Here is a 26,749-nt window from a genome sequence, read left to right as displayed (position 1 = left end):
ATGGCTCCGCCTCGTGCCGAATCAGCACCAAATGCCTGGGTAGTCCTTCGCACAATCAATCTCATACATTTCAGGAATAACCCCATGCCCAGCAACTCCCTCCTGCGCCGCACCGCCCTGGCCTGCGGCCTGCTGATCGCCGCCACCGGCAGCGCCTTCGCCGACGACGCCGCCAGCTACCCCAACCGCGCCATCACCATGATCGTGGGCTACCCCGCTGGCGGCAGCACCGACCTGGTGGGCCGCTTCGTGGCCGATGGCCTGGCCTCGCGCCTGGGCCAGCCCGTGGTGGTGGAAAACCTGGGCGGCGCAGGCGGCGCCATCGGCGCACAAAAGGCCGTCAAGGCCACGCCCGACGGCTACACGCTGTTCGTGGGCGCCAACAACGAGTTGGCCATCGCGCGGCTGATCAACAAGAGCATCAAGTACTCCATCGGCGACTTCACGCCCATCGGCATGATCGGCTCCCAGCCCATGGTGCTAGTGGCCTCGCAGAAGGCCGGCGTCAAGACCGCCGCCGAGTTCAGCGCCCTGGTGGCCAAGAACCCGGGCAAGTTCAGCTACGGCAGCTCGGGCGTGGGCACGGCACTGCACCTGGCCGGTGAAATGATCAAGGAGCAGGGCAAGCTGCACATGACCCACATCCCCTACCGCGGCGTGGCGCCCCTGACCACGGACCTGGTGGGCAACAACATCGAGTTCGGCATGTTCGTGCTGTCCTCGGGCCTGCCCCAGATCCGCGCGGGCAAGGTCATCGCCCTGGGCACGACGGAGGCCAAGCGCTCGGCCATCACGCCCGACATCCCGGCCCTGTCCGAGCTGCCCCAGTACAAGAACGTGGACATCAACGTCTGGTTCGCGCTGATGGCGCCCAAGGGCCTGCCCGCACCCGTGGCCGCCAAGGTCAAGAAGGCGCTGGACGAGACCATGGCCTCGCCCGAGTTCCGCAAGAAGATGGAAGAGTCGGGCTCGGTCGTGGCCGATCCCAAGACCGATGCCGGCAAGTACATCAACGCCGAGATCGCCAAGTACACAAAAATCGTCCAATTTGCCCATATTGAGAACTAAATAACCCCCTGAGTCGCTTCGCGCCTTCCCCCTTGAAGGGGGACGACAGCCTCGCTGCGGGGCGGCCCTTGCTCACTGTCCCTCGCCTGGGTCACGCCAGTTCCAAAGGCAGTGCGCATTGCATCAGGGTTGTAGACCACGGAGTGAGTGATGGAACCTTTGCGATTTGACCTTCCCCTGCCCGACCTGAGCGTCTGGCGCGCGGGCAATACCGGTACCGAGGGCGTGTGGCAATTCGACTCGGGACGCCCGGGCCGCCACGTGATGATTTCCGCGCTGGTGCACGGCAACGAGATCTGCGGCGCCTGGGCCGTGTCCGGGCTGCTTCAGGCCCTGCACAACGGCCTGGCTCTGGACAACGGCCGCCTGACCCTGGTGCTGGCCAACCTCGATGCCTTCGACCGCTTCGACGCGGCCAGCCACGATGCCTCGCGCTTCGTGGACGAGGACATGAACCGCCAGTGGATAGACGCACGCATCGACGAGGGCAACACCCGCGAACGCCGCCGCGCTGCCGCGCTGCGCCCCTTCGTGCAGCAGGCCGACTGGCTGCTGGACCTGCATTCCATGCACGAGCCCTCGGCCCCGCTGCTGCTGACCGGCATGCAGCCGCGCAACCGCGATCTGGCACGCCAGATGGGCGCGCCGGCGAACATCGTCGTGGATGCCGGTCACAAGGACGGCACGCGGCTGCGCGACTACGGGCGCTTCGGCCTGCCCGACGCCGAGGCCGGCGACTCGCGCTCGCTGCTGATCGAATGCGGCTTCCATGGCGATCTGGCCAGCCGCGACGTGGCGCACGACCAATGCCTGCGTTTCCTCGAAGTGGCCGCCATCTTCGACAACGGCGCGCTGCACGCCGCCCTGCCCGGCTGGAAGCAGGCCGACGCACCGACCCAGTGGGCGCTGGAAGTCACGGCGCCCGTGGTGGCCAAGAGCAGCGGATTTCGCTTCACGGCGCCGTTCACGGGACTGGAGCGCTTCGAGAAGGCCGGCACGGTGATCGGCGACAACGATGGCGAGCCGGTGATCACGCCCTATGGCGACTGCGTGCTGGTCATGCCCTCGGTGCGCCAGGCGCGCGCGGGCGTGACCGTGGTGCGCTTTGCGCGGCGCTCGCCGCTCTGAGCGGCACGCTTCAACCGAACCTCAGCCGCGCTGGCAGCGCGCAGGCGACAGCCGTTCAGGCTGCACGCCCTGCGCGGCCAGGCGCGCATCCAGCGGCTCGCCGCACAGCAGGTTGCGCGCCAGCAGGCTGTAGCCGAAGGCGCTCTGTATGCCGTAGCCGCCCTGGGCGGCCACCCAGAAAAAGCCCGGCAGCGGCACGGGGGAGGCATCCCAGCCAATGGCCATCTCGCCGTCGGCCACGAAGCTGCGCAGACCGGCCCAGGTGTGGGAGGGCCGGCGGATCTGCAGCGAGGTCACTTCCTCGATGCGCCAGATGCCCGTGGCCACGTCCAGTTCCTCGGGCGCCACGTCCTGCGGCGCCACGGGGTCGGCGTTGGCGGGCGAGCCCAGCAGCTGGCCTGCATCGGGCTTGAAGTAAAAGCCCTCGTCGGCGCTGATCACGGCGGGCCAGTGCGCGGCGTCCATGCCGTCGGGCACGGCAAAGGTGAAGGCACTGCGCCGCTTGGGCACCAGGCCGATGGGCGCTGCGCCCGCCAGTGCGCCCAGCGCATCGGCCCAGGCGCCGGCCGCGTTGACCACGCAGCGCGCGCGCACCTGGCTGCCGTCGGCCAGGTCCACGGTCCAGACACCGCCGTCCTGCGCCAGCGCGCGGACCTCGGCGCTGCAGCGCAGCTCGCCGCCGCACTGGCGCAGGCCGCGCAGGAATCCCTGGTGCAGGCCATGCACGTCGATGTCGCGCGCGCCGTCGTCCGCAAAGCCATCGACCAGCAGCGTGGTGCTCAGGCAGGGCACCAGGGCCTTGAGTTCATCGGGGCCCAGGCGCCGCGCCTGGGGCGAGTGCAGGAGCGCCTCGGCATGGGCGGCATCGAGCAGGTCCTTCTGCGCGGCCGTGCCCACATAGAGCACGCCGCGCGGCGCCAGAATGGGCGCCTGCACAAAGCCCTGCGGCGGCTGCTCGTAGAAGGCGCGGCTGGCGCGCGTCAGCGCCTGGACCTGCAGCGGGCCATAGTGCTCCTCATACAGCGCGGCCGAGCGGCCCGTGCTGTGGAAGCCGGGCTGGGATTCGCGCTCCAGCACCAGCACCGAGGCGCCGCCATCGCGCGCCAGCTGCCAGGCCACCGAGGCACCGGCCATGCCCGCGCCCACCACCACGAAATCAAGGATGCTGCTGTCCATGGCCGGCCTCACTTTGCGTTCTTGCGGCCTGGCTTGGCCTGCGCGGGAGCCGACGCTGCCTCCAGATAGGGCCGCAGATAGCGCCCCGTGTGGCTGGCCGGGTTGGCGGCCACGTCCTCGGGCGTGCCCGTGGCCACCACCTGGCCGCCGCCCGAGCCGCCTTCGGGGCCCATGTCGATGATCCAGTCGGCCGTCTTGATCACGTCCAGGTTGTGTTCGATGACCACGATGGTGTTGCCCGCATCGCGCAGCTGCTGCAGCACCTTGAGCAGCAGGGCGATGTCGGCGAAGTGCAGGCCCGTCGTGGGCTCGTCCAGGATGTAGAGCGTACGACCCGTGTCGCGCTTGGACAGCTCCTGGGCCAGCTTGACGCGCTGCGCCTCGCCGCCCGACAGCGTGGTAGCGCTCTGGCCCAGCCGGATATAGGACAGGCCCACGTCCAGCAGGGTCTGCAGCTTGCGGGCGATGGTGGGCACGTCCTTGAAGAAGGCATGGGCGTCCTCCACCGTCATCTCCAGGATCTGGGAGATGTTGCGGCCCTTCCACTGCACCTCCAGCGTCTCGCGGTTGTAGCGCTGGCCGTTGCAGATGTCGCAGGGCACATAGACATCGGGCAGGAAGTGCATCTCCACCTTGACCACGCCGTCGCCCTGGCAGGCCTCGCAGCGGCCGCCGGCCACGTTGAAGGAGAAGCGCCCGGGGCCGTAGCCGCGCTCCTTGGCAGTGTTGGTCTCGGCCATCAGGTCGCGGATGGGCGTGAACAGGCCCGTGTAGGTGGCCGGGTTGCTGCGCGGCGTGCGGCCTATGGGCGACTGGTCCACATTGATGACCTTGTCGAAATGGCCCATGCCGATGATGTCGTCGTGCGGCGCGGCCTCGCCGCCGGCGCGGTGGATCTGGCGCGCGGCCTCGGTATAGAGCGTGTCGTTGACCAGGGTGCTCTTGCCCGAGCCCGAGACGCCGGTCACGCAGGTCAGCAGGCCCACGGGAAAGTCCGCCGTCACGCCCTTGAGATTGTGGCCGCGTGCGCCCACCACGCGCAGGGCCTGCAGTTGCGGCGCAGCCGCACCGGCCTCGGCCGGATGCTGGCCCGTGCGTGCGGGGAAGCCCTTGGCAGGAGACCGGACCTCGCCCTCGGCCGGCGCCTCGACCACGGGCTGCCAGGGCGTGCGCCGCGCAGGCACTTCGATGCGCTGGGTGCCCGCCAGGTAGCGGCCCGTGGGCGAATCGGGGTTGGCGCGCACCTCTTCGTAGCTGCCCTGGGCCATGACGCGGCCGCCATGCACGCCTGCGCCCGGCCCCAGGTCGATGATCTGGTCGGCCGCGCGCATCATGTCCTCGTCGTGCTCGACCACGATGACGCTGTTGCCGATGTCGCGCAGGTGCTGCAGCGTGCCGATGAGCTTGTCGTTGTCGCGCTGGTGCAGTCCGATGCTGGGCTCGTCCAGCACATACATCACGCCCGTCAGGCCGCTGCCGATCTGGCTGGCCAGGCGGATGCGCTGGGCCTCGCCGCCGGACAGGGTGTCCGCGCCGCGCTCCAGGCTCAGGTAGCTCAGGCCCACGTCGTTGAGGAACAGCAGGCGCGAGGCGATCTCGCGCACCACCTTGCCCGCGATCTCCGCCTTGGCGCCCGACAGCTGCAGGGACGCGCACCAGGCATGGGCCTCGGCCAGCGTGGCGTGGCCCACCTCGTAGATGGCGCGGGCCTGCTCGCCCTCGCCGATGCGCACGAAGCGCGCCTCGCGGCGCAGCCGCGTGCCGCCGCAGTCGGGGCAGACGGCGACGCTGCGCAGCCGCGCCAGGTCGTCGCGCACCACACTGGACTCGGTCTCGCGCCAGCGCCGCGTGATGTTGGGGATGATGCCCTCGAAGGGATGGCTCTTGACCAGGGTCTCGCCCTTGCGCGCGCCGCTGTCGAAGACGTAGCTGAAGGGCATTTCCTCCTCGCCCGAGCCCCACAGCATCACGTTGCGCACCTTCTCGGGCAGCTCCTCGAAGGGCAGCTCCACATCGGCGCCATAGTGGCGCGCCACGCTCTCCAGCATGGAGAAGTAGTAGCCGTTGCGCCGGTCCCAGCCCTTGACGGCGCCGCTGGCCAGGCTCAGCGTGGGGAAGGCGACCACGCGCTCGGGGTCGAAGGACTCAGTGCAGCCCAGGCCGTCGCAGCCCGGGCAGGCGCCCATGGGCGAATTGAACGAGAACAGGCGCGGCTCCAGCTCGGGCAGCGAATAGCTGCACAGCGGGCAGGCGAACTTGGCGCTGAAGAGGTGTTCCTTGCCGCTGTCCATCTCCAGGGCGATCACGCGGCCGCCGGCGTCGGCGCCGCCCGCGCGCAGGGCGGCCTCGAAGCTCTCGGCCAGGCGCTGCTGGGCGTCGGCGCGCACCTTGAGGCGGTCGATCACCACGTCGATGTCGTGGCGCTCGTTCTTCTCCAGCGTGGGCAGGGAATGGGACTCGTGGATCTTGCCGTCGATGCGAAAGCGCACATAGCCCTGGGCCTGCATCTGCGCGAACAGCTCGGCGAACTCGCCCTTCTTGTTGCGCGCCAGCGGCCCCAGCACCATGAGGCGCGTGTCCTCGGGCAGGGCCAGGGCCGCATCCACCATCTGGCTGATGGTCTGGGACTGCAGCGGCAGGTTGTGGTCGGGGCAGTAGGGCGTGCCGGCGCGTGCGAACAGCAGGCGCAGGTAGTCGTTGATCTCGGTCACCGTGCCCACGGTGGAGCGCGGGTTGTGGCTGGTGGCCTTCTGCTCGATGCTGATGGCGGGCGACAGGCCCTCGATCAGGTCCACATCGGGCTTGTCCAGCCGCCCCAGGAACTGGCGCGCATAGGCCGACAGGCTCTCCACATAGCGGCGCTGGCCCTCGGCATACAGCGTGTCGAAGGCCAGGCTGGACTTGCCCGAGCCCGACAGCCCGGTGATCACCACCAGGCGGTTGCGCGGAATGTCCAGGTCGATGTTCTTGAGGTTGTGCGTGCGCGCACCGCGGATGGCGATGCGTGACTGCGCCAGCGCCAGGCCAAGGTAGCGGCCGTCGGGCTGGGAGCGGGAGTCGGTGGCCCGGTCCAGGCCGCCGTCTTCGGAAATCGTGTGGGAACCAGGCATCGGGAAAACCCCTGCGAAGGCGAACCCGCCATGATAGGTCAGAACCCGTGCCACCGCATGGCGGCTCGGTCTGCGGGGCGGCAGGGCCTTCTGCGGCGCCCCTTCACAAAACTGTCTTGCACTGCCTTGCATAACCCAGCCACCCCGCAGCGCCGGCCTATGGGCGAGAATGGCGGATTGCTTGCCCCCACAACAGTGCACCCCGTGCTCGATTCCCCCACACCCGTCCACGGCGCCCAGGCGCCAGCCCCCTCCTCGGCCGCATCGGGCCGCATGACCTCGCAGGAACGCCGATCCAGCGCCAGCCTGGCGCTGATCTTTGCGCTGCGCATGCTGGGCCTGTTCCTGGTGCTGCCGGTGTTCGCGCTGGAGGCGCGCAAATACCCGGGCGGGGATGATCCGGCCATGATCGGCCTGGCCATGGGCCTGTACGGGCTCACCCAGGCCGTGTTCCAGCTGCCCCTGGGCCTGGCTTCGGACCGGTTCGGGCGCAAGCGCGTCATCGTCGCCGGGCTGCTGGTCTTTGCGGCGGGCAGCCTGCTGGCGGCCACGGCCGACTCGCTGCTGGGCCTGATGTGGGGCCGGGGCCTGCAGGGCGCGGGCGCCGTCTCGGCCGCCGTGACCGCGCTGCTGGCCGACCTCACGCGCGACAGCGTGCGCACCAAGGCCATGGCCATGGTGGGCGGCAGCATCGGCCTCATGTTCGCGCTGGCCCTGGTGCTCAGCCCCTTGCTGGCGGCCTGGGGCGGGCTGCCCGGCATCTTCGGCCTGACCTGCGCCCTGGCGCTGGCGGGCATTGCCGTCGTGCTCTGGGTCGTCCCGCCCGAGCCCGCGCGCCACGCCGACCAGCCGCGCGGCCGCATGGCCGAGCTGTGGCGCCATGGCGACCTGGTGCGCCTGAACCTGGGCGTGTTCGTGCTGCACACCGTGCAGATGTCCATGTGGGTGGCCGTGCCCGCCATGCTGGTGCAGGCAGGCCTGGACAAGCAGGCGCACTGGCATGTCTACCTGCCGGCCGTGGTGCTGTCCTTCGCCGCCATGGGCGGCCTGTTCGCCATGGAGCGGCGCGGGCGCCTGCGCGCGGCCCTGCTGGGCGCCATCGCCCTGATCACCCTCGTGCAGATCGGCCTGGGCCTGCTGGCGGCCGGCGGCGCGCAGCCGCCGCTGTGGGCCATGGCCGTGCTGATGTTTGTGTTCTTCTGCGGCTTCAACGCGCTGGAGGCCACCCAGCCCAGCCTGGTCTCGCGCATGGCGCCGGCTCCGCTGCGCGGCGCGGCGCTGGGCGCCTACAACACGCTGCAATCGCTGGGCCTGTTCGCCGGCGGCGCGCTGGGCGGCGCCGTCGCCAAATGGGCCGGCATGCCGGGCCTGTTCACCCTGACGAGCGTCCTGGCCGTGCTGTGGCTGGTCGTCACCTGGCCGCTGCGCCCCGTGGGCCGCCACGGCTGAACGGCAGTTTTCCGACGGTTACAAACTGCTGCAGCCAGCCGCTGCACCGGCATATCCGCCCCCTGCCAACGGCGGACGGCTTGCGGCACAATGGCGCGTCTGGCCCGGGATCCATCCTTCTATGCCCGGGCCACTTCTCTCTGTAAAGGTATTTCACTCATGGCATCCGTCAACAAGGTCATCATCGTCGGCAACCTCGGGCGCGACCCCGAAATGCGCACCTTCCCGAGTGGCGACCAGGTGGCCAACGTGACCATCGCCACCACCGACCGCTGGCGCGACAAGAACACGGGCGAGAACAAGGAAGCCACCGAGTGGCACCGCGTGGTCTTCAACGGCCGCCTGGCCGAAATCGTGGGCCAGTACCTGCGCAAGGGCAGCCAGGTCTATGTCGAAGGCAGCCTGCGCACGCGCAAGTGGACCGACCAGGCCTCCGGCCAGGAACGCTACGCCACCGAAATCCGCGCCGACACCATGCAGATGCTGGGCAGCCGCCAAGGCGGCGGCGGTGGCCAGCAAGGCGGCGGCTATGGCGATGAAGGCTATGGCGACAGCGGCTACGACGCCCCTCCCCAGCAGCAACAGCGCCGCCCGGCCCCTGCCCCCATGGCAGCGCCCGCACCGCGCCAGGCCCCTCCCCAGCGCCCCGCCCCCGCACCCATGGCACCCCCGCCGCAGCGCGCAGCCTCGGGCTTTGACGACATGGATGACGACATTCCGTTTTGATTCGGACCATCAAGGTTCTTGAGCATCCAGACCCGCTTTCCCCGGAAAGCGGGTTTTGTTTTTCCAGGCGCCCGACGACAAATCCCATGCTCCTGCCGCGTGCCAGAACCCTGTTGTGGAGTCTTGTCCTGTGCCTGCCGCTGGCCGTGTTCGGCTGGCTGGCTGCAGCCCTCTGCCTGATCTCGCAAGAGGACTACACGCCCGAGCCCGGCAGCTTCACCTACTACATCGGCATCTCGTCCCTGGTGCGCCATGCGCCGCTGGTGGGCGCGCTGGGCAAGGCGGAGTACTTCGGCACCGTGGGCGACGGCAACAAGCCGCCACACGACCTGATGTCCTATGACATGGAGTTCGCAAGCATTGGCCCCGCCACGCACGCCTTCGATGCCTACCTGCTCGGCAAAGGCTATTCCCGGACTGCGGACGACGAAACGCCCGGCCCCTCCTACGGCATGGGGCGGCGCGTTCGCCATGCCAGGTACACGGCGTCTTCGGGCCAAGTCGTCTACGTGGAAGTGGTGCAGGCCTCGTCGGCCGAGCAAGGCCCTGTGCGCTACCGCGCCACCATGGCGCACTACGACTGATTGCGGCCAGGGGCCCATCCCGCGGCAGGCAGCACCCCCTCGTACAATCGCGCCCGTGATTTCAGTCCACCGGCACCGTCAACCCGGGGCTCGCCATGCGCGCAGCCGCGATGCCGCACGCCTTCACAGCTTCACGCTGGCCCGCATCGCGCGCGGCTCGCAGAGCCGGCGCTCGGGCTGCACCCGCCTGGCGCCGCCGTAGCACGGCCGAACCGTACAAGCCGCCAGGTTGTTTCGGGCATCGCCCGACGCCCGGCATGTTCATTCCCGTCTACAAAATCCTGCCCCGCCTTGTCACACCCAGCGCGGCGGGGTCGGCCATTTCCATGTCGAAACACCCCCATCCCTTTCGCGCCGAGTGGGCGCCCAGCATTCCGCGCGAGCTCATGGCCGGCGCCGTGGCCACCTTTGCGCTGATCCCCGAGGTCATCGCCTTCTCCTTCGTGGCCGGGGTCGATCCCGCCGTCGGCCTGTTCGCCTCCTTCATCATCAGCATCGTCATCGCCTTCACGGGCGCGCGCCCGGCCATGGTGTCGGCGGCTGCGGGCTCGGTCGCCCTGGTGGCCGCTCCGCTGGTGCATGCGCATGGCGTGCAGTACCTTTTTGCGGCCGGCATTCTTGCGGGAGCCGTGCAGATCCTGTTCGGCCTGCTGCGCCTGGGCGTGCTGATGCGCTATGTGTCCGGCTCGGTGCGCACGGGCTTCGTCAATGCGCTGGCCATCCTGATCTTCTCGGCCCAGATGCCGCACCTGATCGGCGCCAATGCCGCCACCTGGGCCATGGTGGGCGCCGGCCTGCTGATCATCTACGGCCTGCCCCGGCTGACCACGGCGGTGCCTTCGCCCCTGGTCTGCATCGTGGTGCTGACGGTGGCGGCGAATTGGCTGGACCTGCCCCTGAAGACGGTGGCCGACCTGGGCCTGCTGCCGGACGGCCTGCCCAGCTTCGGGCTGCCGCAGGTGCCGTGGTCGCTGGAGACGCTGCGCCTGATCGCCCTGCCCGCGCTGGCGATCGCCATGGTGGGATTGCTGGAGTCCATGATGACGGCCAGCGTGGTCGATGAACTCACGGACACGCCCAGCTCCAAGAACCGCGAGTGCAGCGGCATCGGCGTGGCCAACATCGCAGCCAGCCTGTTCGGCGGCATCGCGGGCTGCGCCATGATCGGCCAGACCGTGGGCAATGTGCGCTACGGCGGCCGCGGCCGGCTGTCCACGCTGTTCGCGGGCGCCTTCCTGCTCATCCTGATGGTGCTGCTCAAGCCCTGGGTGTCCCAGGTGCCGGTGGCGGCGCTGGTGGCCATCATGGTGATGGTGTCGGCCTCCACGCTGGACTGGGGATCGGCCCGCGCCCTGCTCAGGCATCCCAAGCTGTCCAGCGCCGTGATGCTGGCCACCGTGGTGGTCACCGTGGCCACGGACAACCTGGCCGCCGGCGTGGGCGTCGGCGTGCTGCTCAGCGGGGTGTTCTTCACCTTCAAGGTCTCAAGGCTGCTGTCCGTCGAGAAGACGCAGGACGGCGCAGGCCTGACCTACCGCGTCTCGGGCCAGGTCTTCTTTGCCTCGGCCGACCAGTTGGTCGATGCCTTCGACGTGCGGGACATCGAAGGCCGGCCCGTGCGCATCGAACTGACCAACGCCCATTTCTGGGACATCACGGCCGTCAATGCGCTGGACAAGGTCTGCCAGCGCCTGCGCAAGCACGGCAGCACGGTCGAGGTGACGGGCCTGAACGAACACGGCCGGGCACTGGTGTCACGGCTGGATATCGGCATCGAGTAGGAACCTGCCCCGGGCATGGTTTTCCAGCGCTGGCAGACCGCTGGCTTTCCTGGGGCAGACGCGGTCTGCTCTTTCGCAAAGAGAAATCCGTCAAATATCGAATGGGTCATTCAGAAAATTCTCTATTTCAAAGAGTTACTCTTTTGAAATAAAGATTTCAGCCCGCTCATTTAGGATCTGGACCGCCGTCACCTCCCCGAACCCGTTCCATCTCTTCCATGCGACTCAGATCCGTTATCTTGGGCCTTGTCCTCCTGGTCTTTGCCGCATCCGCATCCTGGTTGGCCGTGTATGGGTTTCTCATCTCCCAGGAGGACTACTCGCCTGAGCGGGGATCGCTCAGATATTACGTAGGCATCTCTTCCCTGATACGCAATGCGCCAGCGACAGGGACGATGGCGCAGCCCACCTACTTCGGCTCCGTCGGTGATGGCAACAAGCCCCCGCAGTCCGAGATGACCTTCGAGACCAGCGCCAAGGACATCACCGAGGCCACTGCGGCCCTCACCAGCTACCTGCGCCAGAAGGATTTCCACCAGAGATCCATCGATGCCGGAAATGCCGCCGCATCGTTTGTCCCCGAGGGAGAGCGCCTTGTCCAATACGCGCAATACGCGTCATCGGCCGGCGAAGTTGCCGTACTGGCGGTCACCCAGGCAATGGCAACAGGCCTGTGCAAGGTCACGCTCACCCATTACGACTGAACATGTCCAGCAGATCCCACATACCCCGAAGACTCATCTATACCTGCAACTGCGGATGGATTGACCTGGGCCACCTCCAATCGGTCGAGAGCCATCGCAATCGCTACGCCAGTGCGGCCTATCTCTGGAAAGACATACTGCATGAGCGCGGCATCGGGATTCCCGGTCACTCCGACAGCCATCTGATTCAATACAAGCAATCCATGGGGCGCTTTGGCCTGACCCAGGAATTTGCCAAGTTCTATCTCGTCAAGAAAGGCCTGTCTCTTTCAGCGAAGCGCTCCGTGGCCCTGGCCATATTCATGGAGGTTTCCATGGGCTTCGAGAGCCTGCAGGCATCCATGTCGCTCCTCACAGACAGTGGATTCAGCCAGGAAGACCTGGTTTCCAACCTGATTGGCTTTTACATGGTCGTGCACGGGGCACTGGACTGGAAGAACCTGTGCAAGCCGGTTTCCACCGAGGCATCGCTGGCCGTCTGGGATGCCAACGGTCCCGTGGGAAGCCATAAAAACAAAGTCTTCCAGCCGCAGTTCCACGCCTGCGAGGAATGCAAGAGCAAGCACCATGTGCAGCTGCCGCGCTTTCCTTCCGCGTTTCAGTCCATACAGCCCGCATCCAAGGGTCTGCATTTCATCGAAGCATCTGATGGGCTGCCAGTGCCAAAGCACATGCTTTCGACACTGTTTCCCTGAGTCTTCCTGCCCTGCGCCAGAACGCAGGCGCCCTCACCGCTCATCGAACGACAGCACCACGCGCTCGGTCAGCGGATGCGCCTGGCAGGTCAGGACAAAGCCGCAGGCGACCTCGTTCTTGTCGAGTGCGAAGTTGCGCTCCATGCGCACTTCGCCCTCGACCACCTTGGCGCGGCAGGTGCCGCAGACGCCCGAGGTGCAGGAATAGGGCACTTCCAGCCCGGCCGAGGAGGCCGCGTCCAGGATGCTGGCCTGGCCGCGCGTGAAGGGGATCTCGCGCGAGAGGCCGTCGCGTACCAGGGTGATGCGGGCGGTGGCGGCGTCGCCGGGCTGGGCCTCGTGCACCACGGCGCCCACCGTGCCCTGGCCTGCGGCCGGCAGGGCCACGCCGAAGCGCTCGATGTGGATGCGCTCCTCGGGCACGCCGGCGGCCAGCAGGGCGGCCTCGGCCTCGTCGTTCATCTGGAAGGGTCCGCAGATGTAGACATGGTCGATGTGCGCGGCCGGCACCACGCCCTGCAGGAATTCGGCGATCTTGCTGCGGTCCATCACGCCCATGTTCAGCGGCAGGTCGGTGTGCTCGTCCGAGAACACATGCTGCAGCGACAGCCGCGACATGTAGCGGTTCTTGAGGTCCTCGATCTCCTCCTTGAACATGGTGGACTGCAGCTGGCGGTTGCCGTAGATCAGCGTGAAGCGGCTGGCGGGCTCGCGCGCCAGCACGGTCTTCATGATGGACAGGATGGGCGTGATGCCGCTGCCGCCGGCGATGCCCACATGGTGGCGCGCGGCCCCGGGCTCGATGGGCACGAAGAAGCGGCCCTGGGGCGCCATGACCTGCAGCGTGTCGCCGGGGCGCAGATGCTCGTTGATCCAGTTGGAGAACTGGCCGCCGCGCACCTTGCGCACGCCCACGCGCAGCTCGCCGTCATCCACGCCTGCGCAGATGGAGTAGCTGCGGCGCAGGTCTTGGCCGTCGATCTGGTGGCGCAGCGTCAGGTACTGGCCCTGGGTGAACCCGAAGACCTCGCGCAGCGCGGGCGGCACGTCGAAGGAGACGACCACGGCCTCGGCCGTGTCGGGCGCAATGCTGCGCACGCGCAGCGGGTGGAACATCGTGGTCGTGGTCATATCGGCTTGAAGTGTTCGAAGGGTTCGCGGCAGTCCAGGCAGCGGTGCAGGGCCTTGCAGGCCGTGGCGCCGAAGGCCGACAGCCGCTCGGTGTGCACGCTGCCGCAGTGCGGGCAGGCAACGGGCTCGGGCGCGGCAATGCCCTGGCGGCGGCGCACCAGGCGGATGGGCGAGGTGCCTTCCGGCAGGCCGGAGTCGCCGCAGCGCCCTGGGGGCGCGATGCCGTACTCGCGCAGCTTGCGCCGGCCGTCGTCGCTGATCCAGTCCGTGGTCCAGGCCGGGGCGCGGCGCAGCACGGCACGCGCAGGGCCCAGGCCGGCGGCCTCGATGGCCTCGAGCACGCTGCGCTCTATGACCTCGGTGGCCGGGCAGCCCGAGTAGGTGGGCGTGAGCACGATCTCCATGCCCTGGCCTTCGGGCAGGGCATGGACCTCGCGCACGATGCCCAGCTCGCAGACCGAGATCACGGGCACCTCGGGATCGGGCACGTCCTGCAGCGCGGCCCAGGCCAGGCGCTCGCGCTCGGCCGAGGCGGATGTGACGGCCACCAGCCGTGCGGCAGCCATCACCACACCCCGCCCGGATAGGCGCGCTGCAGGTGCTGCATCTCGGCCAGGATGAAGCCCATGTGCTCGCTGTGAACGCCGTTGCGGCCCGTGCTGCGGAAGGCGGATTCGGCCGGCATGTCCAGCGTGGCCTCCTGCAGCAGGGCAGCCATTTCGGCCTGCCAGGGCTCGCGCAGCTCGGACCAGGCCGGGCCCAGGCCGCTGGCGCGTGCGGCGGCGTCCGTGGCGTCGTCGGTGAACAGCTCAGCCGCATAGCGCCACAGCTGGGCCAGCGCCGCCTCCATGCGCTGGCGCGATTCCTCGGTGCCGTCGCCCAGGCGCACCACCCAGTCGCCCGCGTGCTGCTCGTGGTAGCGCGCTTCCTTGAGCGCCTTGGCGGCGATGGCGGCCAGCTCGGCGTCGCTGGAGTGCACCAGACGCTCCCACATCAGGCGCAGCCAGGTGGCAGCCATGGCGTTGCGCAGCACGGTGAAGGCGAAGTCGCCGCGCGGCAGCTCGGCCAGCGTGGCGTTGAAGTAGTCGCGCTCGTCGCGCAGAAAGGCGAGCTGGTCCTCGTCGTGCGCGCGGCCTTCGAGCTGGCCGGCGCGCGTGAGCAGCGCACGCGCCTGGCCGACCAGGTCCAGCGCCATGTTGGTCATGGCGATGTCCTCTTCGAGGATGGGCGCGTGGCCGCACCACTGGCCCAGGCGCTGGGCCAGGATCAGGCAGGTATCGCCCAGGCGCAGCAGGTACTGCACCTCGGGGCGGGCGTCGATGGCGATGGAGGAGGCGGAGGCATTCATGGCAGCTCCCCGCTCACATGTGGTCCACCGAGGGCGGCAGCTGGTAGAAGGTCGGATGGCGGTAGACCTTGTCCTGAGCCGGGTCGAAGAACATGTCCTTGTCGCCGGGGTCGCTGGCCACGATCTGGTCCGAGCGCACCACCCAGACGCTCACGCCCTCCTGGCGCCGCGTGTAGACATCGCGCGCCATCTGCAGCGCCATCTGCGGGTCGGCCGCATGCAGGCTGCCGCAGTGCTTGTGGTCCAGGCCGGCCTTGCTGCGGACGAAGACTTCCCACAGCGGCCATTCGTTGGTGATGTTCTGTTCGGCGGTGGTCATGCGGCCTCCTTGCGGGTCTGGTTTCTCTGTGTCTGCTTGCGGGCATGGGCCAGGGCGGCCTCGCGCACCCAGGCGCCTTCGTCCCAGGCCTTGACGCGGGCGCCCAGGCGCTCGCGGTTGCAGGGGCCGTCTCCGGCGATCACGCGCCAGAACTCGTCCCAGTCGATGGGGCCATGGTCATGGGCCTGGCGGGCCTCGTTCCATTTCAGGTCGGGATCGGGCAGGGTGACGCCCAGCACCTTGGCCTGGTCCACCGTGGCGTCGATGAACTTCTGGCGCAGCGCGTCGTTGGAGATGCGCTTGATGCCCCAGCGCATGGACTGCGCGCTGTTGGGAGACTGGTCGTCGGGAGGACCGAACATCATGATGGACGGCCACCACCAGCGGTTGACGGCGTCCTGCACCATGGCCTTCTGCGCCTCGGTGCCCTGCTGCATCATGGTCAGCAGCGCCTCGTAGCCCTGGCGCTGGTGAAAGCTCTCCTCGCGGCAGATACGCACCATGGCACGCGCATAGGGCGCATAGGAGCAGCGGCAGATGGGCACCTGGTTCATGATGGCCGCGCCGTCCACCAGCCAGCCGATGGTGCCCATGTCGGCCCAGGTCAGCGTGGGGTAGTTGAAGATGGAGCTGTACTTGGCCTTGCCCGTGTGCAGCGCGTGCAGCATCTGGTCGCGGCTGCTGCCCAGCGTCTCGGCGGCCGCGTAGAGGTACAGGCCATGGCCGCCCTCGTCCTGCACCTTGGCCAGCAGGATGGCCTTGCGCTTGAGGGTGGGCGCGCGGCTGATCCAGTTGCCCTCGGGCAGCATGCCGACGATCTCGCTGTGCGCATGCTGGCTGATCTGGCGCAGCAGCGTCTTGCGGTAGTTGTCGGGCATCCAGTCCTTGGCCTCGATGAATTCGCCGGCATCGATGCGCTCGTCAAAGCGCTGCTGCAGGCGCATTTCGTCGGCCGAGCGCACGGCCTTGCCGCCATCGCCCGCTTCCTTGCCCATGGTGTCCATGGCCTGGGTGTACATGTGCGATCTCCTTCAGTGAAATGGTTGACGACGGCCGGCGGTGCCTCAACGCGGCCGCCTGTCGTACACGCGCCGGGCCTTGCCGGTCTGCGTGCGCTCGATGGTGTCGGGATCGAAGACGCGCACCGCCGTGGAAATGCCCACCAGGGTCTTGATGCGCTGCTGCACCCACTGCGCGATCTCGCCGCGCTCGGCATCGCCCAGGCCGCGCCGCTGCGGCTGCAGCTCGCAGTGCACCTCGACGGTGTCCAGCAGGCCTTCACGGCTGATGTGCATCTGGTACAGGCCCGTGAGGCTGGCATTGGCCAGCACGATTTCCTCGATCTGGGTCGGAAAGACGTTGACGCCGCGGATGATCATCATGTCGTCGCTGCGCCCCACGATCTTGCCCATGCGCCGGAAGCTGCGCGAAGTCGGCGCCAGCAGCCGCGTCAGGTCCCGCGTGCGGTAACGAATGATGGGCATGGCCTCCTTGGACAGCGACGTGAAGACCAGCTCCCCCTCGCTGCCGTCGGGCAGCACCTCGCCCGTGTCCGGGTCGATGATCTCGGGATAGAAATGGTCTTCCCAGATCACCGGCCCGTCCTTGCTTTCCACGCATTCGCTGGCCACGCCCGGGCCCATGACTTCGGACAGGCCGTAGATGTCCACGGCGTCCAGCCCCGCCTTGCCCTCGATCTCGCGGCGCATGGCCTCGGTCCAGGGCTCGGCGCCGAAGATGCCGATCTTGAGCGAGCTCTCGCGCGGGTCCATCCCCTGGCGCTGCATCTCCTCCACGATCACCTGCATGTAGCTGGGCGTGACCATGATGATGTCGGGCCGAAAGTCCTGGATCAGCTGCACCTGCTTTTCGGTCTGCCCGCCCGACATGGGCACCACGGTGCAGCCCGCGCGCTCGGCACCGTAGTGCGCGCCCAGGCCGCCCGTGAACAGGCCGTAGCCGTAGGCCACATGCACCATGTCGCCGGGCCGCCCGCCCGCCGCGCGGATGGAGCGCGCCACCAGGTTGGCCCAGTTGTCGATGTCATTCAGCGTGTAGCCCACGACCGTGGGCTTGCCCGTGGTGCCCGAGGAGGCATGCACGCGCGCCACCTTCTGGCGCGGCACGGCGAACATGCCGAACGGGTAGTTCTCGCGCAGGTCCTTCTTGGTGGTGAAGGGAAAGCGGGCCAGGTCGGACAGCGTGCGCAGATCGGAGGGGTGCACGCCCTTCTCATCGAAGGCGCGGCGGTAGTGCGGCACGTTGTCGTAGGCATGCTGCAGCGACCAGCGCAGGCGCTGCAGCTGCAGCGAGGCGATCTCGTCGCGGCTGGCGGTTTCGATGGGGTCGAGTTCGCCGGGGGCGGGGCGCAGGTCTTTGTTCATCGGGGTTCTGGCGTCGTGAGGCAAGGGGTTCAGAATAATTGACCGACCGGACGGTAGGATTATAAGATGCAGCTTTCTTGAGCAACAAGGCTTGTTGTCCGGTACTAACCCTGATAGCGACGCCACATTCCAACCCAGGAGACATCCCATGCCCGCCCACGCCCTCTACGAACACCACCGCCCCCTGCTCGACGACGCGCTGCAGGCCCTGTCCCGCCGGGGCCACTGGTCGCCCTTCCCCGAAGCGCCTTCGCCCAAGGTGTATGGCGAGACCGCCCAGGCCCAGGGCCACGCCGCCGTGCAGGCGCTGTTCGGCAAGGACTATCCGCTGCGCCAGCCCGGTGAACGCGCCCGCGTGGCCACCGAGCAATCGCCCTATGGCGTGGCCCTGGACATCCGCTACCCCGAGTGCGATGCCCAGGCGCTGGTGGATGCAGCCCAGGCGGCCGAGCCCGCATGGCAGGCGCTGGGCCCCCAGGGCCGCACCGGCGTGCTGCTGGAGGCGCTGACGCGCATCCACCAGCGCAGCTTCGAGATCGCGCATGCCGTGATGCTGACCACGGGCCAGGGCGCGATGATGGCCTTCCAGGCCGGCGGCCCCCATGCCCAGGACCGCGCCCTGGAAGCCATTGCCGTGGCCTGGAAGGCCATGGCCGACGTGCCTGCCGAGGCCGTCTGGGAAAAGCCCCAGGGCAAGCATGCGCCCGCCGTGCTGCACAAGCGCTTCGAGATCGTGGGGCGTGGCGTGGCCCTGGTCATCGGCTGCGCCACCTTCCCGACCTGGAACACCTACCCGGGCCTGTTCGCCGCGCTGGCCACGGGCAACCCCGTGATCGTCAAGCCCCACCCCAACGCCGTGCTGCCGGCCGCGCTCACCGTGAGCGTGCTGCGCGATGTGCTGACCGAGCAGGGCCTGGACCCCAACCTCGTGACCCTGGCCGTGAGCGACAAGCCCGAATTGACCCAGGCCCTGGCCACGCACGCCGCCGTGGCCTCCATCGACTTCACCGGCGGCAATGCCTTCGGCCAGTGGCTGCAGTCCAACGCGCCGCAGGCACGCCTGTATGCCGAGATGGCCGGCGTGAACCTGGTGGTGATCGAGTCCACCGATGCCTACGCAGGCATGCTGCGCAATCTGGCCCTGTCACTGTCGCTGTACAGCGGCCAGATGTGCACCACCACGCAGAACCTGCTGGTTCCGGCCGGTGGCATAGAGACTGACCAGGGCCACAAGAGCTTCGAGCAGGTCGGCGCCGATCTGGCCGCCGCCATCGACCAGTTGCTGGCCGATCCCAAGGTGGCCTTCACCGTGCTGGGCGCCATAGGCTCTGCGCAGACCGTGGAGCGCGTGGAACAGGCTGCCACCGTGGGCCGCGCCGTGCGCGCCTCGCAAAAGCTCACCCATCCCGAATACCCGCAGGCCGAGGTGCGCACGCCCGCGCTGCGCGCGCTGGACGTGGCGGACGCCGCCATCTACGAGCGCGAATGCTTCGGCCCGGTCTCCTACCTGGTGGCCGTGCCCTCGGCCCAGGCAGCGCGCGAGCTGGCCGAGCGCAGCGTGCGCGCGCATGGCGCGATGACGCTGGGCCTGTACTCCACGGATGCGGCCTTCGTCGATGCCGTGGCGGCCTCGGCGCTGCGCTCGCGCGTGGCCCTGTCCATCAACCTCACGCAGGGCGTGATGGTCAACCAGTCGGCAGGCTTCTCGGACTTCCATGCCACGGGCGGCAATCCCGCGGCCAATGCCAGCTACACCACGCTGGCCTTCGTGGCCGACCGCTTCGTGGTCGTGCAGCGCCGGTGGTAAGGGACCGGGCCGAGCCTAGGCCTGGCGGGCCTTGCGCGGCTTCTTGCCATCCGGCACGCTGACCGCGCGCACGCCGCCGAAGAACAGCTGGGACACCATGGTGCCAATGGCGTCATGGTCCAGCGTGCCGCCCGGCTTGAGCCAGGTGAAGGTCCAGTTGATCATGCCGAACAGCAGCATGGCCAGGGGCTTGCCCAGGGCGCTGTCGGCAGGTTCTCCGCGCACCTGGGCAATGGTCTGCGCAAAGGCGGCGACCACGCGGCGCTCCACGTCCAGGATGCGCTGCTGGTCTTCCTCGCGCAGGAAACGCACGTCCTCGGTCAGCACGCGGTGGGCATTCTGGGCCTGGGCGTACTCCTGGCCGAAGCCGCGGATCAGCGCATGCAGGCGCTGCTCGGGATCGGCATGGGCCTGCAGGGTGTCGTTGACCAGGGCTTCGAGGCGCAGCACATGCTCTTCGGCAATGCGCACGGCCAGGTCGTGCTTGTCGAGCACATAGTGGTAGAGCGTGGCCTTGGAGACGCTGCAGGCCGCAGCCACCTCGTTCATGGAGGTGCCCGCATAGCCGCGCTGCGCGAACAGCTGGGCGGCGTGGGAGAGGATCATTTCACGCTGGCCATCGTAGCCAGCAGGGTCACGTACGCGTGCCATGCGGCGGCGTCCTTTCGGTAGATGTCGTTGCCAGGGTCCGCCCGTGCGGCCCGGGCCGGAATTATGGACGGCGCAGCGGCGCGCGCCCCCGCGATTACCAGTTTTCAGGGATATGCAAAGATGCGGGCTTCGCCCACAGTCGGGCGGCCATCCTGCCCCTTTTTACGCCCGCCGCTGCGCACGCCTTTTCCATGCCCGCCCACCTGCTTGTCCCAGAGTCCACGCTTCCGGCCCCGGTGCTGGTGGTGGAGGACGAGCCGCTGATCCGCCAGCGGCTGCAGTCCGTGCTGGGCCAGCTGGGCTACACGCCCGATGCCCTGCTGTTCGCCGGCTCCCTGGCCCAGGCCCGCGCCTGCCTGGCCGAGCCCGTGGCGCTGGCCCTGGTGGACCTGGGCCTGCCCGACGGCAGCGGCATCGACCTGATCGCCGAGATGCGCAGCGCAGACCCGGCCGTGGGCATCCTGGTGATCTCGGCCTGGAGCACGGAGGACGCCATCCTCGCGGCGCTGCGCGCAGGCGCCACCGGCTATGTGCTCAAGGAGCGCGACGACCTGGAAGTGTCGCTGTCCATCCGCAGCGTGCTGCGCGGCGGCGCGCCCATCGACCCCTTCATCGCGCGCCGCGTGATCGCCGAGCTGCAGGGCGCGGCACCGGCCACGCCGGAGAGCAGCGGCACCGAGTCCACGCTGAGCGCGCGCGAAAGCCAGATCCTGCGCCTGGTGGCCGATGGCCTGACCAACCGCGAGATCGCCGAGCAGCTGCACCTGTCGCGCTACACGGTGGAATGCCACATCAAGCACATCTACCGCAAGCTGGCCGTGTCCTCGCGCACGCGCGCCGTCAACACGGCACGCGTGCGCGGATTGCTGGGCTGACGGCCATGGGCGGGTGGCGCCGGTGGTTCGGCCCGGTGCGGCACTTCGCCCTGGGCCAGGCCCTGGGCCTGGCGGTCCTCCTGTGCAGTCCCTGCGCCTTGGCCCAGGCCTGCCTGCCGCAGATCCTGTCCATCCAGTCCGCCAAGGCCGCAGGCCAGGGACCGCCGCCCATCGCCAGCGCGGTACGCGACTGGCACAACGTGACCCTGCCCGACCACTGGCTGGACCGCTGGCCCGGCTACAGCGGCGCCGTCTGGTACCGCATCGACTGGCAGCGCGGCTGCGCTCACCCCGCTGCCGCCGCTGCCACCGCTCCCGCCGCCGCCGATCCCGTGGCGCTGGCCCTGCACTCCATGGTCATGGCCGGCGAGGTCTTCGTGAACGGCGACCTGCTGTGGCGCGACCGGCACCTGGTCGAGCCCCTGTCGCGCAGCTGGAACATGCCGCGCTTTTGGCTGCTGCCCGAATCCGCCCTGCATGCGGGCACCAACAGCGTGTGGATACGCGTGCACGGCCTGGCCGAACAGACGCCGGGCCTGGGCGAGGTGCGCCTGGGCGAGCCCGAGGCGCTGCGCCAGTGGCACGAGCAGACCTGGTGGAACCAGCGCACGCTGTTTGCGATGAACATCGTGGTCTCGCTGGTGCTGGGCGTGCTGTTCGCCTTTGCCTGGCTGCAGCGGCGCGCCAGCAAGGCCTTTGGCTGGTACGCGCTCAATGCCTTCTGCTGGGCGCTGTTCCTGGCCAATATCCTGGCCACCGAGGCCTGGCCCTTCCCCGACACCCTGGCCGTGGCACGCGGCAACCTGCTGGTCTTTTTGCTGTTCGGCCAGAGCTTTTGCCTGTTCACCTGGCGCTTCGGAAAACTGCACCTGCCCCGGCTGGAAAAGCTGCTGTGGGCGCTGACGCTGGCCGGCATGGCCGCCGCCATCTTCGCGCCCTGGCCGCTGGTGGACGGTGTGCTGCACATCGGCCTGGTGTACTTCGGCATCTGCGTGGCCGTGTCGCTGCACTTTCCGCTGCACGCCTGGCGCACGCGCGAGCCGGGCCACCTGGTCTACGCGGCCTGTCTGCTGGTCTTCCTGTGCGCGGGCCTGCACGACATGCTGGCGCTCAAGAAGGTGATCGGCCCCGCCACGCCCTGGATGCCCTATACCGCGCCGCTGACCATGCTGGCCCTGTCCATGGTGCTGGGCCGGCAGTTCGTGCTCAGCATGCGCCGCATCGAACAGTTCAACCAGGAGCTGAGCGACAGTGTGGCGCGTGCCTGCGACGAGCTTGGCGGCACGCTGGCGCGCGAGCATGCGCTGGCGCTCAGCCACTCGCGGCTGCAGGAACGGATGCAGCTGGCGCACGACCTGCACGACAGCCTGGGCGGCTCCCTGGTGCGCTCCATCGCCATGGTGGAGCAGGCGAGCACCCCCATGCACAACCGCCAGTTCCTGTCCGTGCTCAAGCTGCTGCGCGACGACCTGCGCCAGATGATCGACAGCGGCACCAGCGTCTCCGTCACCGTGCCGGACACGCCCCAGGCGTGGATCGCGCCGCTGCGCCACCGCTTTGCCAGCCTGTTCGACGCGCTGGACATGCAGTCCGACTGGCAGGTGCCGGCCGCCTGGCCGCAGCCGCCCGGTGCGCTGCAGTGCCTGGCGCTGACGCGCGTGCTGGAGGAAGCGCTGGCCAATGTGATCAAGCACAGCCGCGCCCAGTGCGTGCAGGTGCAGCTGCAGTGGCCCGAGCCGCATTGGCTGATGCTGCGCATCACCGACGACGGAGCAGGCTTTGACGTGGCCGCCGTGCAGCAGGCCGGCATGGGCGTGGGCCTGCGCAGCATGCAGGCGCGCCTGCAGCGCCTGGGCGGCCATCTGGACATGGATTCAGAGCCCGGCGCCACCGTGCTGGCCGCCTGGCTGCCCGTGCCCGGCGATCCCCTGCCCGACGGCACGGAGCAGGCCACCCTCAGCGCGAAAAGCGCCCTATCCCCGCACTGACGCCGGCCGGGGTCAGCACATCGTCGAAATACTCCAGCGTGAGCTGGTTGCCGTCGAACGTGGCCTTGGACAGGCTGCCCGGCGAATCGCCCTCGGGCACGAAGCTGAAGACTTCGCCATCCCAGTGGCTGAGCAGCATGCGCTGCGAACCCAGGCTGACCTGCAGCCCCCCGCCACCCGTCTGCAGGCTGACCTGGGCCGGCCCGTAGAAGCGGTTGGCGTAGCTGCCCACATAGGCGCCCAGCGGCCGGGGCGGGCGCGGGAAAGGGGGCCGGGTCTTGCCTGCCAGCTCGCCATGCGGCTGCATGATGGGCGCCAGCCGCTTGGTCCAGATGCTCTCCCAGTCCTGGCGCTGGCGGCCCCATTCGACCTGGTCCAGGAACTGCGAGACCACGATCTCGGGCACGCCGATGGGCATGCCGTTGGTCAGCACCACGATGCCCAGCTTGAGCTCGGGCATGACGGTGAAGCTGGTCGCGCTGCCCGTGCCGAAGGCGCCCGAGTGGCTGTAGGTGGTGCGCCCCGCCTCGGACACGCCCACGTTGAAGCCGAAGCCGTAGTAGCGGGCGGGCTCGCCGTTGCCGGCCGGCGACTGCAGCATCTGCGGCGACAGCGCCGTGCGCAGGGCCTGCGCATCGACCACCTGGCGGCCCTCGAAGCGGCCCTCGTCCAGCAGCATGGTCATCCAGCGCGCCATGTCGCGCACCGTGGAGCTGACGCCGCCCGCAGCCGACTGCGCATCGGGCCGGCGCACCGGCCCCGTCTGCCACACGCCATTGACGCGCAAATGGCCGGCCGCGCGGTTGGCGCGCGCCTCGAAATCGGCAAACAGCGAGCTGGTCTGCGTCATGCCCAGCGGGCCGTAGACGGCCTGCTGCGACAGCGCGGCCCAGGACTGGCCCGCGATGGCGGCCACCGCCTCGGCGCCCGTGGTCAGGCCGAAGTTGCTGTAGGCGTACTGGGTGCCCACGGGCCGCAGCGGCAGGTAACGCAGGCGCTCCAGGATCTGGCGCTGGCTGTAGCCCAGCTCCTCCAGCGCATCGCCGGCCTGGCCGGGCAGGCCCGAGCGGTGGGCATACATGTCGCCCACGGTGATGCGCTGGGCCGCGTCGGCGTCCTCCAGCGTCCACCAGGGCAGGCCCTGCTGCACGCGCGTGTCCCAGGACACGCGGCGCTGGCCCACCTGCTGCGCCACCACGGTGGCGCCCACGGACTTGGAGACGGAGGCGAGCTGGAACACCGTGTCCGCATCCACGGCCAGCGACGAGCCCAGACGGCGCACGCCCATGCCCTGGGCATAGACCAGGCGCCCTTCATGCACGACCGCCACGGCCACGCCGGGCACGCCCGTGCGCCGCATCTGCGCGCGCACCTGGCCGTCGAGTTGATCGAGCGCACGCTTGACGCGGTCCGTCACGGGCGGATCGATGGGATCGCCCCAGGACACCTCGCCGTTGCATCCGGCCGTGGCCACGGCGCCAAGGGCCGCTCCCAGAAAATGCCGGCGCGCAAGAATCGATGAAGCCATGGGGTCTCCTGTGGTGCTGTCGTGAAGAACAAAAGGAAAAAGAAAAAGGGGCGGTTGTGCCGCCCCCCGTGACGATAGCAAAACGCGACGGGCCGCATCCTGCCCGGCATCAATGCCGCATCAGTGCCGCGTCAGTGCTGCATCAGTGCGGATCCACCGCCGCGATGATGCCGCCGCCCAGGCACACGTCGCCGTCGTAGAGCACGGCCGACTGGCCGGGCGTGACGGCCCATTGCTGCTCGGGGAAATCCAGCCGGAAGCCCTCGGGCGTGGCGCCCGAGATCAGGGCCGGCGAGTCGGGCTGGCGGTAGCGCGTCTTGGAGCCGTAGGCCTTGCCCTCGGCGGGCGCGTGGCCGGCCACCCAGCTGACCTGGTCGGCCAGCAGCGACTGCGACAGCAGCCAGGGATGGTCATGGCCCTGCACCACGCGCAGCGTGTTGGTGTCCAGTTCCTTGCGCGCCACGAACCAGGGCTCATGGTCGCCGCCGCCGCGCGGCGCGCCCTTTTCCTTGACGCCGCCGATGCCCAGGCCCGAGCGCTGGCCCAGCGTGTAGAACGACAGGCCCACATGCTTGCCCAGCTTGCGGTTGCGGTCGTCGAGGATGTTGCCGGGCTCCTTGCTGATGTAGCGGTTCAGGAAGTCGCGGAACGGCCGCTCGCCGATGAAGCAGATGCCCGTGGAGTCCTTCTTCTTCGCGTTGGGCAGGCCGATCTCCTCGGCAATGCGGCGCACCTCGGTCTTCTTCAGCTCGCCCACGGGGAACATCGACCTGGACAGCTGGGCCTGGTTGAGGCGGTGCAGGAAGTAGCTCTGGTCCTTGGCCGGGTCCAGCCCCTTGAGCAGCTCGAACAGCTGCGTGCCGGGGTTCTGGCGCACGCGGGCGTAGTGGCCCGTGGCGATCTTCTCGGCGCCCAGGCGCATGGCGTGGTCCAGGAAGGCCTTGAACTTGATCTCGGCATTGCACAGCACATCGGGGTTGGGCGTGCGGCCGGCCTGGTACTCGCGCAGGAACTCGGCGAAGACGCGGTCCTTGTACTCGGAGGCGAAGTTCACATGCTCGATCTCGATGCCGACCACGTCGGCCACGGCGGCGGCATCGACGAAATCGACATTGGACGAGCAGTATTCGCTGTCGTCGTCATCTTCCCAGTTCTTCATGAAGATGCCGACCACTTCATGGCCCTGTTGCTTGAGGAGATAGGCCGTGACAGCGGAGTCCACACCGCCCGACAGGCCCACCACGACGCGGTGTTTAGTCATGGCAGCGATTATCCCAGCGCCCTTCAAAGGCTGCGCGCCACGGGCTTTGCAGCCCTGCGCCAGCAGGAATAATGGCCCTCCTGCTCCCTAGGAAACGCCCGCATGCGCTACGACCTGACCGATCTGAAGCTGTTCCTGGCCATCGCCCAGGCCGGCAATCTCTCGCGTGCCAGCCAGGCGCGGCACCTGACGCCCTCGGCCGCCAGCCAGCGGCTGCGCAATCTGGAGCAGGCCCTGGGCTGCCAGCTGTTCACGCGCGAGCACAAGGGCATGCGGCTGACCGAGGAAGGCCACGCCATGCTCGAGCATGCGCGCGGCGTGTTCGCCGCCATCGACGGCATGGAGGCCGAGGCCGCCCTGCTGGGCAGCAGCCTGCAGGGCAAGGCGACGCTGGCGGCCAACAGCTCCTCGCTGCACGGCTTCATCGGCCCGCACATCGGCGAGTTCCTGACCGCCTTTCCCGAGGTGAACCTGACCCTGGTGGAGCAGACCAGCGAGACGATTGCCGCCAGCGTGGCCGAGGGCGAGGCCGACCTGGGCGTCTACGCGGGCGAGCCCATGGCGGGCGCCGTGGCCTGCGAGACCTTTGCGCTGGACCGCCTGGTGGTGATCGCCCCGCCCGGCCATCCGCTGGTGCCCCAGCCGGGCGAGAGGCCAGAGGACGGCGAAGGCCCTTCCTGCCGGTTCTTCGACACCCTGTCCCATGCCTTCGTGGGCATGGCGCTGACCAGCAGCAACTACGCCTTTCTGCGCGAGCTGGCCAAGCGCCATGGCCGGCCGCTGCGCTGCCGCATCCACGTGGACGATTTCACCTCCATCGTGCGGCTGGTCTCGCAGGGCGTGGGCCTGGCCATCATTCCGCACAGCATCTACCGCAGGCTCGGCACCGCGCATGCGGTGGCCTGCCTGTCGCTGGAGGAAACCTGGGCACGGCGCCCGCTGCAGCTGGTGCGCTCCAGCGAACGGCCGCTGACGCCCACCGCGCAGCGGCTGCGCAGCTTTCTGAAAGGGCTGGCCGACAAGGCCTAGCCCGGCC

Annotated in this window: 23 protein-coding genes; 12 read left to right on the top strand and 11 right to left on the bottom strand. The window is 68.7% G+C overall.

Annotated features, from left to right (window positions below; genetic code table 11):
- Positions 1-84 precede the first annotated feature (84 nt).
- Both ACF8ME_RS15275 and ACF8ME_RS15270 read left to right on the top strand, forming a co-directional pair.
- On the top strand, positions 85-1,068 hold the full coding sequence (locus tag ACF8ME_RS15275) for a tripartite tricarboxylate transporter substrate binding protein (RefSeq protein ID WP_034389728.1): 984 nt from the start codon (positions 85-87) through the stop codon (positions 1,066-1,068).
- Positions 1,069-1,218: 150 nt separating this feature from the next.
- Entirely contained in the window at positions 1,219-2,196 is a 978-nt protein-coding gene (locus ACF8ME_RS15270) for a succinylglutamate desuccinylase/aspartoacylase family protein (RefSeq protein WP_392417258.1), read from the top strand.
- Between the two features lie 21 nt (positions 2,197-2,217).
- Here ACF8ME_RS15270 and ACF8ME_RS15265 read toward each other — a convergent pair whose 3' ends face one another.
- The gene (locus ACF8ME_RS15265; RefSeq protein ID WP_392417256.1) at positions 2,218-3,372 is read right to left on the bottom strand and encodes an NAD(P)/FAD-dependent oxidoreductase; all 1,155 of its coding nucleotides are present in this window, start codon (positions 3,370-3,372) and stop codon (positions 2,218-2,220) included.
- Between the two features lie 8 nt (positions 3,373-3,380).
- Positions 3,381-6,482 carry an excinuclease ABC subunit UvrA gene (uvrA, locus tag ACF8ME_RS15260; protein ID WP_392417254.1) on the bottom strand — a complete coding sequence of 1,034 codons (3,102 nt, stop codon included), beginning with the start codon at positions 6,480-6,482 and terminating at the stop codon, positions 3,381-3,383.
- 273 nt (positions 6,483-6,755) lie between these two features.
- Here uvrA and ACF8ME_RS15255 point away from each other — a divergent pair, with 273 nt between their 5' ends.
- The 6 genes from ACF8ME_RS15255 to ACF8ME_RS15230 all read left to right on the top strand — a co-directional run bounded on the left by ACF8ME_RS15255 (position 6,756) and on the right by ACF8ME_RS15230 (position 12,421).
- Entirely contained in the window at positions 6,756-7,931 is a 1,176-nt protein-coding gene (locus ACF8ME_RS15255) for an MFS transporter (RefSeq protein ID WP_070080733.1), read from the top strand.
- Positions 7,932-8,090: 159 nt separating this feature from the next.
- The gene (gene ssb / locus ACF8ME_RS15250; RefSeq protein ID WP_209672419.1) at positions 8,091-8,657 is read left to right on the top strand and encodes a single-stranded DNA-binding protein; all 567 of its coding nucleotides are present in this window, start codon (positions 8,091-8,093) and stop codon (positions 8,655-8,657) included.
- 86 nt (positions 8,658-8,743) lie between these two features.
- The gene (locus ACF8ME_RS15245; RefSeq protein ID WP_392417252.1) at positions 8,744-9,241 is read left to right on the top strand and encodes a hypothetical protein; all 498 of its coding nucleotides are present in this window, start codon (positions 8,744-8,746) and stop codon (positions 9,239-9,241) included.
- Positions 9,242-9,567: 326 nt separating this feature from the next.
- On the top strand, positions 9,568-11,022 hold the full coding sequence (locus ACF8ME_RS15240; protein WP_227472475.1) for a SulP family inorganic anion transporter: 1,455 nt from the start codon (positions 9,568-9,570) through the stop codon (positions 11,020-11,022).
- Positions 11,023-11,417: 395 nt separating this feature from the next.
- Entirely contained in the window at positions 11,418-11,726 is a 309-nt protein-coding gene (locus tag ACF8ME_RS15235; protein ID WP_392417249.1) for a hypothetical protein, read from the top strand.
- Between the two features lie 2 nt (positions 11,727-11,728).
- Positions 11,729-12,421 (top strand): hypothetical protein, encoded by a 693-nt coding sequence (locus ACF8ME_RS15230; RefSeq protein WP_016449342.1) that lies wholly within the window; start codon positions 11,729-11,731, stop codon positions 12,419-12,421.
- Between the two features lie 33 nt (positions 12,422-12,454).
- On the opposite strand, the gene paaE is transcribed toward ACF8ME_RS15230, so the two are convergent.
- The 6 genes from paaE to paaK are packed head-to-tail and all read right to left on the bottom strand — an operon-like array spanning position 12,455 to position 17,603.
- Positions 12,455-13,552, bottom strand: a complete 1,098-nt coding sequence (gene paaE / locus ACF8ME_RS15225) for a 1,2-phenylacetyl-CoA epoxidase subunit PaaE (protein WP_047218904.1) — start codon at positions 13,550-13,552, stop codon at positions 12,455-12,457.
- Positions 13,549-14,118 (bottom strand): 1,2-phenylacetyl-CoA epoxidase subunit PaaD, encoded by a 570-nt coding sequence (gene paaD, locus ACF8ME_RS15220; RefSeq protein ID WP_133074235.1) that lies wholly within the window; start codon positions 14,116-14,118, stop codon positions 13,549-13,551. The genes paaE and paaD overlap by 4 nt, the downstream gene beginning before the upstream one ends.
- On the bottom strand, positions 14,118-14,900 hold the full coding sequence (gene paaC, locus ACF8ME_RS15215; protein WP_043825951.1) for a 1,2-phenylacetyl-CoA epoxidase subunit PaaC: 783 nt from the start codon (positions 14,898-14,900) through the stop codon (positions 14,118-14,120). Before paaC ends, paaD begins: the two co-directional genes overlap by 1 nt.
- A 13-nt stretch (positions 14,901-14,913) precedes the next feature.
- On the bottom strand, positions 14,914-15,219 hold the full coding sequence (paaB, locus tag ACF8ME_RS15210) for a 1,2-phenylacetyl-CoA epoxidase subunit PaaB (protein ID WP_013804631.1): 306 nt from the start codon (positions 15,217-15,219) through the stop codon (positions 14,914-14,916).
- On the bottom strand, positions 15,216-16,238 hold the full coding sequence (paaA, locus tag ACF8ME_RS15205) for a 1,2-phenylacetyl-CoA epoxidase subunit PaaA (protein WP_012202742.1): 1,023 nt from the start codon (positions 16,236-16,238) through the stop codon (positions 15,216-15,218). The genes paaB and paaA overlap by 4 nt, the downstream gene beginning before the upstream one ends.
- A 45-nt stretch (positions 16,239-16,283) precedes the next feature.
- The gene (gene paaK / locus ACF8ME_RS15200; RefSeq protein ID WP_392417246.1) at positions 16,284-17,603 is read right to left on the bottom strand and encodes a phenylacetate--CoA ligase PaaK; all 1,320 of its coding nucleotides are present in this window, start codon (positions 17,601-17,603) and stop codon (positions 16,284-16,286) included.
- A 148-nt stretch (positions 17,604-17,751) separates the two neighbouring features.
- On the opposite strand from paaK, the gene paaN reads away from it, so the two are divergent.
- Entirely contained in the window at positions 17,752-19,410 is a 1,659-nt protein-coding gene (gene paaN / locus ACF8ME_RS15195; protein ID WP_392417244.1) for a phenylacetic acid degradation protein PaaN, read from the top strand.
- 15 nt (positions 19,411-19,425) lie between these two features.
- Here paaN and ACF8ME_RS15190 read toward each other — a convergent pair whose 3' ends face one another.
- The gene (locus tag ACF8ME_RS15190) at positions 19,426-20,061 is read right to left on the bottom strand and encodes a TetR/AcrR family transcriptional regulator (protein WP_392417242.1); all 636 of its coding nucleotides are present in this window, start codon (positions 20,059-20,061) and stop codon (positions 19,426-19,428) included.
- Between the two features lie 191 nt (positions 20,062-20,252).
- On the opposite strand from ACF8ME_RS15190, the gene ACF8ME_RS15185 reads away from it, so the two are divergent.
- On the top strand, positions 20,253-20,936 hold the full coding sequence (locus ACF8ME_RS15185; RefSeq protein WP_013804635.1) for a response regulator transcription factor: 684 nt from the start codon (positions 20,253-20,255) through the stop codon (positions 20,934-20,936).
- Positions 20,937-20,941: 5 nt separating this feature from the next.
- Positions 20,942-22,924 (top strand): ATP-binding protein, encoded by a 1,983-nt coding sequence (locus ACF8ME_RS15180; protein ID WP_392417240.1) that lies wholly within the window; start codon positions 20,942-20,944, stop codon positions 22,922-22,924.
- Here ACF8ME_RS15180 and ACF8ME_RS15175 read toward each other — a convergent pair.
- Positions 22,893-24,452 (bottom strand): serine hydrolase, encoded by a 1,560-nt coding sequence (locus ACF8ME_RS15175; protein ID WP_016449576.1) that lies wholly within the window; start codon positions 24,450-24,452, stop codon positions 22,893-22,895. The genes ACF8ME_RS15180 and ACF8ME_RS15175 overlap by 32 nt on opposite strands.
- Positions 24,453-24,594: 142 nt before the next feature.
- The gene (gene mnmA, locus ACF8ME_RS15170; protein WP_392417238.1) at positions 24,595-25,713 is read right to left on the bottom strand and encodes a tRNA 2-thiouridine(34) synthase MnmA; all 1,119 of its coding nucleotides are present in this window, start codon (positions 25,711-25,713) and stop codon (positions 24,595-24,597) included.
- Positions 25,714-25,815: 102 nt separating this feature from the next.
- Between mnmA and ACF8ME_RS15165 the strand changes: the two genes are divergently transcribed.
- Positions 25,816-26,742 carry a LysR substrate-binding domain-containing protein gene (locus ACF8ME_RS15165; RefSeq protein ID WP_392417237.1) on the top strand — a complete coding sequence of 309 codons (927 nt, stop codon included), beginning with the start codon at positions 25,816-25,818 and terminating at the stop codon, positions 26,740-26,742.
- The last annotated feature ends 7 nt before the right edge of the window (positions 26,743-26,749 follow it).

This window comes from Delftia sp. WSY_7, from assembly GCF_043104845.1.
Taxonomy (GTDB): domain Bacteria; phylum Pseudomonadota; class Gammaproteobacteria; order Burkholderiales; family Burkholderiaceae_C; genus Comamonas; species Comamonas tsuruhatensis.
This window is presented reverse-complemented; position numbering and strand designations above follow the sequence as displayed.

What these genes read in the sequence shown, in the direction of transcription:
- ACF8ME_RS15275 (WP_034389728.1), top strand. Translation starts at nt 85, where the DNA reads ATGCCCAGCAACTCCCTCCTGCGCCGCACCGCCCTGGCCTGCGGCCTG.
- ACF8ME_RS15270 (WP_392417258.1), top strand. Translation starts at nt 1,219, where the DNA reads ATGGAACCTTTGCGATTTGACCTTCCCCTGCCCGACCTGAGCGTCTGG.
- ACF8ME_RS15265 (WP_392417256.1), bottom strand. Translation starts at nt 3,372, where the DNA reads ATGGACAGCAGCATCCTTGATTTCGTGGTGGTGGGCGCGGGCATGGCC.
- uvrA (WP_392417254.1), bottom strand. Translation starts at nt 6,482, where the DNA reads ATGCCTGGTTCCCACACGATTTCCGAAGACGGCGGCCTGGACCGGGCC.
- ACF8ME_RS15255 (WP_070080733.1), top strand. Translation starts at nt 6,756, where the DNA reads ATGACCTCGCAGGAACGCCGATCCAGCGCCAGCCTGGCGCTGATCTTT.
- ssb (WP_209672419.1), top strand. Translation starts at nt 8,091, where the DNA reads ATGGCATCCGTCAACAAGGTCATCATCGTCGGCAACCTCGGGCGCGAC.
- ACF8ME_RS15245 (WP_392417252.1), top strand. Translation starts at nt 8,744, where the DNA reads ATGCTCCTGCCGCGTGCCAGAACCCTGTTGTGGAGTCTTGTCCTGTGC.
- ACF8ME_RS15240 (WP_227472475.1), top strand. Translation starts at nt 9,568, where the DNA reads ATGTCGAAACACCCCCATCCCTTTCGCGCCGAGTGGGCGCCCAGCATT.
- ACF8ME_RS15235 (WP_392417249.1), top strand. Translation starts at nt 11,418, where the DNA reads ATGGCGCAGCCCACCTACTTCGGCTCCGTCGGTGATGGCAACAAGCCC.
- ACF8ME_RS15230 (WP_016449342.1), top strand. Translation starts at nt 11,729, where the DNA reads ATGTCCAGCAGATCCCACATACCCCGAAGACTCATCTATACCTGCAAC.
- paaE (WP_047218904.1), bottom strand. Translation starts at nt 13,552, where the DNA reads ATGACCACGACCACGATGTTCCACCCGCTGCGCGTGCGCAGCATTGCG.
- paaD (WP_133074235.1), bottom strand. Translation starts at nt 14,118, where the DNA reads ATGGCTGCCGCACGGCTGGTGGCCGTCACATCCGCCTCGGCCGAGCGC.
- paaC (WP_043825951.1), bottom strand. Translation starts at nt 14,900, where the DNA reads ATGAATGCCTCCGCCTCCTCCATCGCCATCGACGCCCGCCCCGAGGTG.
- paaB (WP_013804631.1), bottom strand. Translation starts at nt 15,219, where the DNA reads ATGACCACCGCCGAACAGAACATCACCAACGAATGGCCGCTGTGGGAA.
- paaA (WP_012202742.1), bottom strand. Translation starts at nt 16,238, where the DNA reads ATGTACACCCAGGCCATGGACACCATGGGCAAGGAAGCGGGCGATGGC.
- paaK (WP_392417246.1), bottom strand. Translation starts at nt 17,603, where the DNA reads ATGAACAAAGACCTGCGCCCCGCCCCCGGCGAACTCGACCCCATCGAA.
- paaN (WP_392417244.1), top strand. Translation starts at nt 17,752, where the DNA reads ATGCCCGCCCACGCCCTCTACGAACACCACCGCCCCCTGCTCGACGAC.
- ACF8ME_RS15190 (WP_392417242.1), bottom strand. Translation starts at nt 20,061, where the DNA reads ATGGCACGCGTACGTGACCCTGCTGGCTACGATGGCCAGCGTGAAATG.
- ACF8ME_RS15185 (WP_013804635.1), top strand. Translation starts at nt 20,253, where the DNA reads ATGCCCGCCCACCTGCTTGTCCCAGAGTCCACGCTTCCGGCCCCGGTG.
- ACF8ME_RS15180 (WP_392417240.1), top strand. Translation starts at nt 20,942, where the DNA reads ATGGGCGGGTGGCGCCGGTGGTTCGGCCCGGTGCGGCACTTCGCCCTG.
- ACF8ME_RS15175 (WP_016449576.1), bottom strand. Translation starts at nt 24,452, where the DNA reads ATGGCTTCATCGATTCTTGCGCGCCGGCATTTTCTGGGAGCGGCCCTT.
- mnmA (WP_392417238.1), bottom strand. Translation starts at nt 25,713, where the DNA reads ATGACTAAACACCGCGTCGTGGTGGGCCTGTCGGGCGGTGTGGACTCC.
- ACF8ME_RS15165 (WP_392417237.1), top strand. Translation starts at nt 25,816, where the DNA reads ATGCGCTACGACCTGACCGATCTGAAGCTGTTCCTGGCCATCGCCCAG.